Origin of the sequence: Pseudomonas sp. TNT3, from assembly GCF_010095445.2 — a bacterium.
Classification (GTDB): Bacteria; Pseudomonadota; Gammaproteobacteria; order Pseudomonadales; family Pseudomonadaceae; genus Aquipseudomonas.
In genome coordinates this window covers 24505-36070 of the sequence record NZ_WFGV02000058.1, presented here as the reverse complement: position 1 = coordinate 36070, position 11566 = coordinate 24505, and the positions used below count along the sequence as shown (strand labels likewise).

Sequence of the window (11566 nt, the reverse complement as noted above, 5' to 3'; positions counted from 1 at the left end):
CCCGCTTCACGGAAGGTGAGGGGATGTACCTGGACGTGCTGGAAGCCGAGCGAGCGGACTTCACCAGCCGCCGCGCACTGACCGTCGCACGCACGGAGCAGCGCTTGGCGGTGGTCGGCATCTACAAGGCACTGGGTGGTGGCTGGCAAATCTGCGAGCAGGCGGGGCAGGTGTGCAGCGGTGCCGCCGCGCTGCGTTAGACACTGTTGTTTTACGCAAGCGCAGTGCTTGCGGTGTTCGGCGAAGGACGGCTGTGCGGCGGATTTCCTGTCGCAAGCCACCATTTATCGAATGAGGAGTAAACCCATATGGATAACAAAAAGGTTCTGACCGTTGGCCTGGCGGTGCCAGGCGCGGCAACAATGCCGTCAGTGGCGGCGCAGGAAAGTACGAAGGGCTCGTTCGCACTGCCCGGCGAGAGCGAAAAGGTCGTGGGGGCGTTGAGCGTCAAAGAGACCGGCCCTTTGACACGGGAGTTGTCGATCGCTTTTACCGACAAGGCCACCGGGCAACCGATCCTGCAGTTTGACGAAGAACTGACCCAGCGACTCCATGTGCTGGCGACCGCCAGCGACTTCTCCAGCTTCATCCATGAGCACGCGGCCAAGCTGGGTGCCGACGGCCGTTTCAGGGTCGCGATGAAGTTTCCCCGGTCGGGCACCTATTACGTCTATGCCGATGCCGTGCCGAGCGGGCTCGGCCAGCAGGTGGTGCGCTTCGAGGTGCCTGTGCAGGACGATACCGACCCCGCTGCCCAGGCGCCGGCCAAACCGGTGCAAGGTAGCGATGGCCCCTATACGGTCAAGTTGGATACCTCGGCCCTGCGCGCCGGCACCGAAAGCATGATGTCGCTGACCGTACTCAAGGATGGCAAACCTGCCCAGGACCTGGACACCTACCTGGGAGTAGCGGCCCATGCGGTATTCGTCAGTACCGATGAGCTGGACTATGTGCATGCGCATGCCATGGCGGCGCCGATGCCGGGGCAGTCAGTCCACGGCGGCCATGGCGATTCAGGCGCGGTGTCGGCGCAGTTGATACTGCATGCCAAACCAGCGCATGCGGGGCCTTATGCCTTGTGGATTCAATTCAAGGGCGGCGACAAGATTCGTACCGTGCCTTTCCTCGTGACGGTTCCCGCCGCGTCCTGAAGCCTTCGCTGTGGAACACGCTCAGCAAAGGGCATGGCGAAAATAATTCCCATTGGGGCGAGGAACGCAAAATTGCCGCCATTGCGATTCCCGTTATGCATGCGGAGCAGGTCATGGGCTGCCTGAATCTGGTGTACATCGCCAAGGCGATGCCCATCGAGGAAGCCGCGCGTCGCTACTTGCCGGCGATGCAGGAGGTCGTGGAAAAGATCCAGATTCAACTGGGCTGATGTTGCCAACGCTGAAAGCGCCCGGAGGGAGAGAAAAAGTCTCAATGCCGGTTTGGATCCAATCTGCTAGGATCTCACCACTCACCTGACTCTGGCTCTTTACCAGGCACGGATTGCCTGGCCAGAGTCGGGCGGGTTCTTGGGTACTCAGGCACATGGACAATGAGAAAAAAAACCGTATTCATCGCTTCGCTGACCGTTTTAACGCTCATCCAGACAGCCCTGTCTTTCGCGGATAACGTCAACGGAAAAAACCTCTATGTGCAGCGCTGTGCCATGTGCCACGGAGCAGATATCAAGGGAACAGGTCCCTTGGCTAACAAGAGCAATCCTCCCACGCCTGATCTGACGACAACCGCCTTCAAAAAACGCCTGAGTGATTATCCAGGCGTGATCGTGTCATCAATAATTCTTCGCCCAAACGGCGACTTGATCCCAAGAACCTTGCGCGAGAATGGCGTCAAGCTGGCGCCGTTCGCATGGCAGGTGAAAGATTTTCGCGATTTGAATCAATACATGAGCAGCGTGATTTCCAGAAATCGATGATGTCCAGAGGTGAGCTGGCTGAGGTTTTCATTGGCAGTCATCATCACCCGTCCCGTCGCCTGTTCAGGCGAGCCCGGAAATGGAGAAGCGCGCGGCACTGCCTTCGGTCGTTTCAATCGGATCAGTGGTGTCTGCACGCTGATCGCCAGCGTACTCGCCGGTTGGCTATGGCAGACTACCGGATCAAACAGCACGTTCCTCATGGGCGCATTGCTAGCCGCAACCGCGCTGCTCCTGATGCTGTTCAAAAAAAATAATACGTGAGCAAACGTGGCTCCAGCAGCGTGCCGCAATTGGCCCTAAAAAGTTCTGCCCTCCCGGAAGACACTGCGTAGGCAGCCTGTTTCGCCCCCGACCATAACGGCGATGACCGGCTGCTTCTGTACTGACTTTCAACCTAAAATAAAAACGAATGGGGTGAGCAGCATGTCCGTACCTCAACAAACCCGATCGGAGAGCGCCAACGGCGGCCTGCAATCGGGACTCAAGCAACGTCACATGGCCATGATCGCCCTGGGTGGTGTCATCGGTGCCGGCCTGTTCGTCGGCAGCGGTGTCGTCATCCAGTCTGCGGGGCCCGCAGCCCTGGTGTCCTTTCTGGTCACTGGCGTACTGGTCATCCTGATCATGCGCATGCTTGGCGAGATGGCCTGCGCCCTGCCGACCGTCGGATCCTTCTACGAATATGCGCGCATGGCCTGGGCGGATCACAAACAGACGAGCCAACTCGCCGGCTTCCTCACCGGCTGGATGTACTGGTACTTCTGGGTGATCGTTGTTGCAGTGGAAGCTGTAGCTGGCGCTTCGCTCATTCAGTTCTGGTTGCCGGACGTACCGGCCTGGGGCATCAGCCTCACGTTGATGATCATTCTGACCCTCACCAACCTGTGCTCGGTCGCCTCGTTCGGCGAGTTCGAGTTCTGGTTTTCCTCGATCAAGGTGGCGGCCATCATGGTGTTCCTGCTTCTGGGCGGGTTGTACCTGTTAGGCATGTGGCCGACTGAAACCCATCACGGGTTGACTTCGATGCTCAGTCACGGTGGCTTCATGCCGAACGGCATCGGCCCGGTGCTGACTGGCGCGGTGGCTGCGACCGGGTTTTATTTTGGCGCGGAGATCGTCACCGTGGCGGCCGCCGAATCGTCCGACCCGGTCCGCTCGGTGGCGCGGGCCACCAACTCGGTGATCACTCGCGTCCTGTTCTTCTACGTCGGCTCGATCCTGCTGGTGGTCACCCTGGTCCCTTGGGATTCGCCCGCCATGCTCACGCCGTATTCCAGCGCGCTGGCAGCCATGGGCTTCGACTGGGCCGCGCACGTGATGAACGCCATCGTGCTCACGGCCGTGCTGTCCTGTCTCAATTCGGGCATTTATGCGTCTTCGCGCATGCTGTTCGCACTGACCAAACGCGGCGACGCACCGCGCAGCCTGGCCAAGTTGTCCAAGAGCGGCGTACCGCGCCGGGCGATCTTCTTCGGCACGCTGTTCGGCTATCTGTCGGTGGTCATGTCGTACATATCGCCGGACACCATCTTCGCCTTCCTGGTCAACTCCTATGGCACCGTGGCGATCTTCGTCTATGTGCTGATCGCCCTGTCTCAACTGCGCTTGCGGGCGAAGCTGGAACGCGAGGCGCCGGAGAAACTCAAGGTGCGGATGTGGTGCTATCCCTACCTGACCTACGTCGCGATCTTCGGCATGCTCGGCATCGTAACCGGCATGGCCTTCATACCCGATCAACGCATGCCGCTGGCATTGGGTGTCGTCAGCCTGGCGATTCTGATTCTGGCGTTCATCAGTCGCACCATCTGGCGGCGGATCAAGGGCCTGCCGGAAATCGTACCGGTTAGCAGCTAGTCGTCAGGACTGAAAGGGATCCCAATAAAAGTCGCCGATTGGCGGCTTTTTTTGTGGTCTCTGATCACCGATCTCCAAAGCACCTGCGCCCCTATAGCAGCTGCCGAGCCCGCGAGGCTGCGTTAGGCTCGGGCCGCGATCTTGCGCAGCAGTCGTAAAAACAGACAACACTGTTGCTGAGTGATTTGTGGTGGTGGGAATGACTAGTCAGTGAAGAAACAATGCGAGTAATACATATCTGTGGCGAGGGGATTTATCCCCGTTGGGCTGCGAAGCAGCCCCAAAAACTGCAATCGAGGTGTATTTGGCAAACCGCATGAGCTGGCTTTACGACTGCTGCGCAGCCGGACGGGGATAAATCCCCTCGCCACAGGTTCTTATCATCACACTTGAATGATCGGCAGCAGGCTCAGCAACGGCCCTTAAGCAGCCGCAGGATTTCGTCGAACACGGCATTGTCCAGGCTGCGCGACAGATCGAGCTCCAGGCTATTGCGATAGTAGGGGCTCAGATCCAGACCGACGCCGAGGGCATACAGCTCGATGCCGGGCTCCTGTTCGATCTGTCGTGCCACGTGTTTGAGGTGCAGGTCGAGGATGTCCTGCTGGTTGGTCTGGTGGGTCGCGCTGTCCATCGGGCAGCCGTCGGAGATGACGATCAGGATGCGTCGTCGTGCGTCGCGCTGCAGCAGCCGTTGACGCGCCCAGAGGAGCGCCTCGCCGTCGATGCCTTCGCGAAACAGATCCGACTTGAGCAGTGCGGCAATGGTCGGCCGCGCGCGGCGCCAGGACGTTTCGGCATCCTTGTAGACCACATGGCTAAGCTCGTTGAGCCGTCCCGGATTGGCGGGCTGGCCCATGGCGCGCCAGCGCTTCAACGGGCGTCCGCCGTTCCATTGGCCGGTCGTGAACCCGAGGATTTCACAGCGTGCACCCGCCAGTTCCAGGGCACGACTGAAGGCGTCAGCCAGCAGGGCGACGCTGTCGATGTGGTTGCGCATGGAGCCGGAGTTGTCGATCAGCAGGCTGACCAGGCAATCACTGTGCGGACGCTCCTGTTCGTGGCGAAAAATCTCCCGTTGCTCGGGGCTGATGATCAGGCGACTGAGGCGCCCGGCATCGATCTGTCCGTCGGTTTGGGCGAAGGCCCAGCCATCTCGACGAGGCGCCGCCAACAGGGCGCCCAGGCGCTTGGCCAGGCGCGGCAGATTAAGTCCCTGACCGGCCAGGCGGCGGTCGAGGCGCTGGCGCAGTTCGCGCAACAATTCGGGCCGTACCAGGCTTGCGGCGTGACGCTCGCAATCGTAGTCGCGGCTGAACACCTGATAGGTAAAGGCGTTGCTGCTGCCGCGCGAATTACCTTCGGCAGCACCGCTGCTGTTGACCTCGCCCTCGCCATCCTGATCAACGTCGAGTAACAGGGCAAAGGCCAGGTGGGTCTTCTCGGTGATTTCCGAGACCTTGCGCTCGTCGTTATCGAGCAATTCGGCATCCAGGTTCTCGATCAATTCCTGTGCCTTGGCGGCGATCACCAGGGCATGCCCGGAAAATTCCACCTGGTGATGACGACAGCGACGCATCAGCCCGAAGGCCGCGCCGAAATGCCCCAACAGGCTCAAGCGAGGTGCCTCAATGAGCATCTCCGTCTGTTCCCCGGCGCGGCCGCCACACAGCAGAATCCAGCTCATCTGCGCCAGGGTGAAGAGCAGCAGGCCGACGTGTCCCTCGGCCTGTCCAGCGTCGAGAAACTGCTGGCTCCACTGCTCGAAGCGCTGCAACAGATTGCGCCGCACGCCGGGATGACAGTCGGCTACCAACGACTCAACGCGCAGTTGCTCAAGCAGTTCGAACACCAGGCGCGCGATGGGTTGCGCCGGCAGCACCTGGCGGACCAGGGCCGGATCGCTGTGTTTCAAACGCAGCGCCAGGCTGTCAGACACCCCGCGCCAGGCTCGACTTTCATCACGTTCCGGGTCTGGATGAAGGTGTGGCGCGCGCACCGGGAAGTGCCGTTCCTGCACTTCCAGACGGCCACCGCGATAACGCACGCGTGGCTCGCCGGACAATGCCCGCAGCGTCGCCGCACAGAGCTCCTCGAGTTGTTGCTGGCGTTTCTCGCGACGTGGAGGCGGGTTCATCGTGGTCTTCCTGTGCGGGTTCAGGCCAGTGCCAGCAGGGGGAACGCCGACTCGGTCAGCTCCTGATCGAAACAGCGTTGGTAGTACTCGGCGACGATGGGCCGCTCTGCTTCGTCGCATTTGTTGAGGAATGACAGGCGGAACGCCAACGCCGGGTCGCTGAAAATCTCCATGTTTTCCGCCCAGGAAATCACGCAGCGTGGCGACATCAGGGTCGACAGGTCGCCGCTGGCGAAGCCTTGGCGCGTCAGGTCGGCCACCGCCACCATCTGCGTCAGCAACGGTTCGCCGTGCCGGGCGAGCAAGTGCGGCACCCGGGAGGCGACGATCGCGACTTCTTCAGCCTGGGGCAGATAATTCAGGGTGGCGACGATGTTCCAGCGATCCAGCTGCGCCTGATTGAGCACCTGGGTGCCGTTGTACAGTCCGTTCAGATTGCCCAGGCCAACGGTGTTGGCGGTCGCGAACAGGCGGAACGACGGGTGCGGCAGGATCACCTGATTCTGGTCCAGCAGATTGAGCTTGCCGTCGCGTTCGAGGATGCGCTGAATCACGAACATCACATCCGGTCGACCCGCGTCGTATTCATCGAAAATCAGCGCCATGGGGCGACGCAGGGCCCAGGGCAAAATGCCTTCCTGAAACTCGGTGACCTGCTTGCCCTCGCGCAACACAATGCCGTCCTTGCCGATCAGGTCCAGGCGGCTGATATGGCCGTCCAGGTTGACCCGGGTGCAAGGCCAGTTGAGCCGCGCCGCGACCTGTTCGATATGGGTCGACTTGCCGCTGCCGTGCAAGCCTTGCAGCATCACCCGGCGATTGCGCGTGAAGCCCGCGAGAATCGCCAGGGTGACTTCTGGATTGAAGCGATAGGCCGCGTCGATCTGCGGCACATGTTCGTCTGGCGTGAGAAACACGGGAACGCGCAGGCTGGAGTCGATACCGAACAACTCCCGTACAGGGACCAGGCGGCTGGCGGGTTCGAAGTTCAGGTCGGTCATGAATATCGCCTCGGGGGCCGGAAAGGAAGTCTTGATTCTAGGGAGGTGACCCGTGTTGGGGAGGGACCAGTTCCCGGCACCCGATGTGGCCAGTTGCAGTGACTGGCGCCACGGGTGGGCAGCGACTGGCCCTATGGTCCAGGGCGCTGGCGGCTAAGGATGGTCGCGCTGGTAAAACCCGTGGCGGTTGCCGCCGAACAACCTGGAGAGGTCAATCAGATGTCCGCCGATACCCTGACAATCAAGCTGGACCCGGAGCTCCTCGCACTCTTTCGCCGCTACGAGGCGCATATGCACATCACTCCGGAGTACTACATCGACGAACTGCTGGCCAAGACCCGGCCAACCCTGCAAGCGGTGGTTGAAGCACTGGACGAAGCCGCTGGCGACCCTGAGGCACTGGCCAAGTTGTTTGGCCGCAGGATGGCCAGCCTGATGCAGCAGCAGGGCGAAAAGGTCAGCGCCTGAGACCGACTCTACAGCCAGAATCGGCCAGTGAATCCAGACGCGCGCCCCAGGCGTGTCTGGATTAGTGACGCGAGTCTTGAGTGCGCTCGAGTTGCATCAGTCGGGCGCCCAGTTCGTCAAAGCGCGCGCCTTTGATGCCGATGCACACCAGGTGGTTTCCCGCCGCCGCCCGTGTGGCCGCCAGCCAGCGAATGCTGCGGCCACTCAGCTGCAACACCTGAGGCCCGTCACGATCGAGCCGCTCCAGTATTCCTTTGGCGCGGAGCAAGACATCGGCATATTCACCTAGCAGCTGTTCGAGCCGAGCGGCATCGATGGCCGCGGCGTACTTCACACTGACAGAACCCCAGCTGTTTTCACTCGCGGCCGCGGGTGGCACGGGTGTGAGGCGATCAGTCGTCGGGACCGTGCGAGCGATGGCTGATGGAGCTTGCAAGCCGTCGTTTAGCGCTTGCATCGCGGGGCCATTCAGGTCCCGGAGAATGGCCAGCGCTCGCGCATACTCGACGCTACCGTCCGCCGGCAGGCGATTGATGATCAACTGGTCGGAGGCGGCAATCTGGGCCCGCCAGACGTCTGCGGTGTAACGGCTTTGGGCATGATGGGAAATCTGACTGGCGTCGATCAGGCAGACCACCGACTCCAGCCTCAACTGCCGTGATACCCGCGCAATATCGGCGATGCGCGCAGGCTCCGCGACGCCGCTGGCTTCGATATAGATCGCGCCGGGTCGCTGCTCCATCCGCATCGCCTGGGCCAATTGTTCTGCCAGGGTGCCGCCCAGCGTGCAGCAGATACAGCCATTGCCCAGTTGCAGGATTCTGTCATCGCGGTAGTCAATCAGCTCGGCATCGATGTTGATGTCACCGAAGTCATTCACCACGATCAGGCTGTCCGGGGGCAATCCCTGTCGAATCAGCTCATTGAGGTAGGTGGTCTTTCCGCCACCGAGGAAGCCGGTGATGACCGTCAGGGGCACCGGGTCAGGTGTTGGCATGGACCTCACCTCCCAGCACGGTTGCCAGCACGCGAACCGTGCGCAACTGCGCCGGATCGATGGTCAACGGGTCCTGATCGAGTACCACCATGTCCGCGAATTTACCGATTTCGAGGCTGCCGACCAGGTGATCGAGACGCAAGGTGTAGGCCGCGCCCAGCGTGATCATTTCCAGTGCCTGTGGAACACTCACGCGCTCTTCTTTACCCAACACTTCGCCGGAGGCGGTTTCGCGCATCACCGCGCACCAGGCCGTGAACAGCGGCCCAAGCGGCGTTACCGGCGCGTCACTGTGGATCGCGGTGACGATGCCCAGCCGCCGCGCGGAAGCGAGGGGCTCAAGTCGACGACTGCGCTCGTAGCCCAAGGTGTGTCGACGGTGAATGTCGCCCCAGTAATACAGATGGTTGGCAAACATGTTCAGGCACAGGCCGAGTTTGGCCGTGCGCCGTAGCTGAGCATGGTCGATCACCTGGCAATGCTGCAGCGTATGCCTGTGATCGGCACGTGGCCACAGATCCAGGGCGCTTTCCACGGCATCCAGCATCAACTCGACCGCTTCATCACCGTTGGTGTGGATATGCAATTGCAGCCCCGCCTGATGGTAAACCTGCACCATCTCCTGCAGGGCTTCGGGTGGCGCGTTCCAGATGCCGTTGGCATGACCATCGTGGTAGTAAGGCCACTTCATTCGCGCCGTATAGCCCTGGATTGAGCCGTCCGTCATCATCTTCACCAAGCCAAATTTCAGCTTGTCGTTGCCCAGTGGCAGGCAGTGCTGCAGGCGTTCGACGCCCTGTTCCGGCGACCAGGCCAGCGCACTCATCGCCGGCACCAGGCGCACGGGAAAATCAGCTTCGCTCGTCACCAATCTCAGCGCTGCGATACCGTCATCGGTCAGGGGGTTATAGAGGTCGGTGATGGTCGTGATCCCGGCATTGCGGGCAGCCTGACCATAGCGTCGCAGCGTGCCGGGGGACGACACGGCCTCAAACAGATTCATCTCCAGGGTTTCGAAAATGGCATGCATCGCCGCCATTTCCTGCAGCTCACCGTTAGGCCGGCCATCGGCGTCGAGCATGATCCCTTCGATCCCCGGATGGCGGTCAAGATCAGACTGTTCAAGCATCCGGCTGTTGACCGTCATGACGTGCAGGCTTGCATGCATGACCACGACCGGTCGGTCTTTCACGGCACCATCCAGCAGCTGCCGGTCGAGTCGGGCACCTTCGAAATAGACGGGGTCGAAGCCCCAGGCGATCAGCGGTTCGCCGGGTGCCAACCCTTCGGCAGCGTCGCGCAGGCGTTGTTGCATGGCGGCGATGCTGTCCGCACCGGACCAGTGAGTCCCTTCAGGATCGACGCGGGCAAAGTAGCCCAGGTAGAGGTAATTCCACATGGCGCCTTCGAGGGCGTGGCTATGCCCTTCGACGAAGCCCGGCAGGATGGTGTGGTCCGCAAAGCGCCGATCCAGCGTGTAGTCCCCCAGCTCTTGCATCACCTTCAGCGGGCCGACGCACAGCACGCGGCCGTCGCGCACCGCAATGTGTGTGGCTTCAGGCTGGGAGGGATTCATTGTGAGGATGCGCTTGGCGGTGAAGACGGTAATGCTCATTGGCAGGACTCCTTGATCGGGGTCGTCGGGGCAGGGGCGGTACTGGCCCTGAATTTCATCAGCAGTGGAACGCAGGCGAGGAAGACCAGTGCCGTGCCGCCGAAGACAAGCAGGTAGTTCCAGCCGCCCAGCGAGGGCACGATCGGGGCAAAGAAAAACAGGATGTGGAACGTGCTGAAGATGATCGCCAGGTTGAAGAACGCGAGCTCCTTGGGCACGGAGGTACTGAAGTCGGCATCCATCATGCGTAACAGCAGCAGACCGGTGCCGGTCGAACCACAGCAGCAACCAAACGCGGTAATCGCCCGTTCCGGTCCGAGGGTTCCGCTCAGGCGCCCGAGATAGAGACAGCCGATCAATGTGACCAACGTCACGGCAACCGTCACCAGCAGGATCGGCGTGAGCAGGGCGTAGAGCACGGCAAACTGGATGCTCATCAGGGTGCCCACGACCATGAAGTCGATGGATGAGCCGGTGATGCGTTTCAGGGTTTCGTCATCGACGCGATGGGCCAGACCGCAGCGGTCGATCACCAGGCGCATCAACACACAGACCGCCAGGCCATGAAGGAAAAACAGGTTGTAGCTGAACAGCACCGAGAGGTTGACGCCGCCTGCCGAGAAATCCTTGATCTGACCTTGCATGAAGCTCAGCCAGACGTAGGTGATCAGGTAGGCAACGGCGAGCAGTCCGAGGTGATAGGCCAGCGAATCCAGATTTGCCGGGTGCGAGACCATGCGGCCGCTGCTCGGTACCTGCGTCCCGTTGTAAAAGCCCGATTTGAAGTTGTCATCGATGTTCGAGGCTTTGTTGGCATTGAGCCCACGGCGGATAAAGTTGTTGGCCATCGGCACACCGACAACGAAGGCCACCAGAAACCCGAGGGACGCATAAATCAGACCGACCTGGGCCGCGTTTGCAATCCCGTACTCTTTCTCCCAGAGGCCGCCGTAGGTCAGCGCCTGGCCAGGGCCTTGGGTGAAACCATGGGTGACAATGGCGCCCAGCCATTCGCTGATACCGGCGCCGGTGACCGCGTCATAACCGCTGATCACCAGATAGCCAATCACGCCTTGCAGCCCCAGGCTGATCGTCCAGATCAGCGTGAGCCACAGTCCACCGCGTACCACGCTGCCACCTGAAAGGGCGGCGTCTTTGCTTTTGCCGGTGAGGCACAGGGACATGAAGCTCAAGGTGAAAAAGTGGAAGGTCAGGGCTTCGAAGTCACTGGCCTCAAACCCCGGTATCAGCCCGAACGATAACAGCGTAAATCCGAGCATGCCGCCGATCATACTGGCCGGTGCCAGCGAGTTGCGGAACAGGCCAATGCGGTTACGCAGGATACTGCCCACCAGCAGCATGCCCGCCAGCAGGGCAAAGGCGATTATTCCGTGGAAGGTGCTTTCCATCATCAACCCTCTTCTTATATTTATTGTTTTTTTGGAGTGGTGAAGTGACGTCGCAACGTCCTGCACCTCCCTCTGTTTGCACGGATCTGTGGCGAGGGAATTCTGCTCATCCATACCCGACGCAACTCAACGGTAGAGCAATGAATGTGACCTGT

At 60.9% G+C, this 11566-nt stretch carries 9 protein-coding genes and 2 pseudogenes; 6 read left to right on the top strand and 5 right to left on the bottom strand.

Features of this window, described 5'->3' with window-relative positions; translation table 11 throughout:
- The 5 genes and pseudogenes from GBC55_RS25145 to GBC55_RS25125 all read left to right on the top strand — a co-directional run.
- Positions 1 to 295: pseudogene (locus tag GBC55_RS25145) on the top strand (hypothetical protein); the annotation flags it as partial.
- 13 nt (positions 296 to 308) lie between these two features.
- Positions 309 to 1151 carry a hypothetical protein gene (locus GBC55_RS25140; RefSeq protein ID WP_162441164.1) on the top strand — a complete coding sequence of 281 codons (843 nt, stop codon included), beginning with the start codon at positions 309 to 311 and terminating at the stop codon, positions 1149 to 1151.
- A gap of 392 nt (positions 1152 to 1543) precedes the next feature.
- Positions 1544 to 1927 (top strand): cytochrome c, encoded by a 384-nt coding sequence (locus GBC55_RS25135; RefSeq protein ID WP_162441163.1) that lies wholly within the window; start codon positions 1544 to 1546, stop codon positions 1925 to 1927.
- A 90-nt stretch (positions 1928 to 2017) separates the two neighbouring features.
- Positions 2018 to 2191, top strand: a pseudogene (locus GBC55_RS25130) (LPXTG cell wall anchor domain-containing protein); the annotation flags it as partial.
- Between the two features lie 162 nt (positions 2192 to 2353).
- Positions 2354 to 3784 carry an amino acid permease gene (locus GBC55_RS25125; RefSeq protein WP_194690340.1) on the top strand — a complete coding sequence of 477 codons (1431 nt, stop codon included), beginning with the start codon at positions 2354 to 2356 and terminating at the stop codon, positions 3782 to 3784.
- A 409-nt stretch (positions 3785 to 4193) separates the two neighbouring features.
- Here GBC55_RS25125 and GBC55_RS25120 read toward each other — a convergent pair whose 3' ends face one another.
- Entirely contained in the window at positions 4194 to 5921 is a 1728-nt protein-coding gene (locus tag GBC55_RS25120; protein ID WP_247267002.1) for a cobalamin biosynthesis protein CobT, read from the bottom strand.
- A 20-nt stretch (positions 5922 to 5941) separates the two neighbouring features.
- On the bottom strand, positions 5942 to 6922 hold the full coding sequence (locus tag GBC55_RS25115; protein ID WP_162440499.1) for a MoxR family ATPase: 981 nt from the start codon (positions 6920 to 6922) through the stop codon (positions 5942 to 5944).
- A gap of 159 nt (positions 6923 to 7081) precedes the next feature.
- Here GBC55_RS25115 and GBC55_RS25110 point away from each other — a divergent pair, with 159 nt between their 5' ends.
- Entirely contained in the window at positions 7082 to 7390 is a 309-nt protein-coding gene (locus tag GBC55_RS25110) for a hypothetical protein (RefSeq protein ID WP_247267001.1), read from the top strand.
- 61 nt (positions 7391 to 7451) lie between these two features.
- Here GBC55_RS25110 and GBC55_RS25105 read toward each other — a convergent pair whose 3' ends face one another.
- Genes GBC55_RS25105 through GBC55_RS25095 form a run of 3 tightly spaced genes read right to left on the bottom strand, consistent with a single transcriptional unit; the run spans position 7452 to position 11414 of the window.
- On the bottom strand, positions 7452 to 8387 hold the full coding sequence (locus tag GBC55_RS25105) for a CobW family GTP-binding protein (protein ID WP_162440498.1): 936 nt from the start codon (positions 8385 to 8387) through the stop codon (positions 7452 to 7454).
- On the bottom strand, positions 8374 to 10002 hold the full coding sequence (locus tag GBC55_RS25100; protein WP_162440497.1) for an amidohydrolase: 1629 nt from the start codon (positions 10000 to 10002) through the stop codon (positions 8374 to 8376). Before GBC55_RS25100 ends, GBC55_RS25105 begins: the two co-directional genes overlap by 14 nt.
- Entirely contained in the window at positions 9999 to 11414 is a 1416-nt protein-coding gene (locus GBC55_RS25095) for a sodium/glutamate symporter (protein ID WP_247267000.1), read from the bottom strand. The genes GBC55_RS25100 and GBC55_RS25095 overlap by 4 nt, the downstream gene beginning before the upstream one ends.
- Between the last annotated feature and the right edge of the window lie 152 nt (positions 11415 to 11566).

Excerpts from the sequence above, each read along its gene's own strand:
- GBC55_RS25140 (WP_162441164.1), top strand. The coding sequence starts at position 309 with ATGGATAACAAAAAGGTTCTGACCGTTGGCCTGGCGGTGCCAGGCGCG.
- GBC55_RS25135 (WP_162441163.1), top strand. The coding sequence starts at position 1,544 with ATGAGAAAAAAAACCGTATTCATCGCTTCGCTGACCGTTTTAACGCTC.
- GBC55_RS25125 (WP_194690340.1), top strand. The coding sequence starts at position 2,354 with ATGTCCGTACCTCAACAAACCCGATCGGAGAGCGCCAACGGCGGCCTG.
- GBC55_RS25120 (WP_247267002.1), bottom strand. The coding sequence starts at position 5,921 with ATGAACCCGCCTCCACGTCGCGAGAAACGCCAGCAACAACTCGAGGAG.
- GBC55_RS25115 (WP_162440499.1), bottom strand. The coding sequence starts at position 6,922 with ATGACCGACCTGAACTTCGAACCCGCCAGCCGCCTGGTCCCTGTACGG.
- GBC55_RS25110 (WP_247267001.1), top strand. The coding sequence starts at position 7,082 with ATGGTCGCGCTGGTAAAACCCGTGGCGGTTGCCGCCGAACAACCTGGA.
- GBC55_RS25105 (WP_162440498.1), bottom strand. The coding sequence starts at position 8,387 with ATGCCAACACCTGACCCGGTGCCCCTGACGGTCATCACCGGCTTCCTC.
- GBC55_RS25100 (WP_162440497.1), bottom strand. The coding sequence starts at position 10,002 with ATGAGCATTACCGTCTTCACCGCCAAGCGCATCCTCACAATGAATCCC.
- GBC55_RS25095 (WP_247267000.1), bottom strand. The coding sequence starts at position 11,414 with ATGATGGAAAGCACCTTCCACGGAATAATCGCCTTTGCCCTGCTGGCG.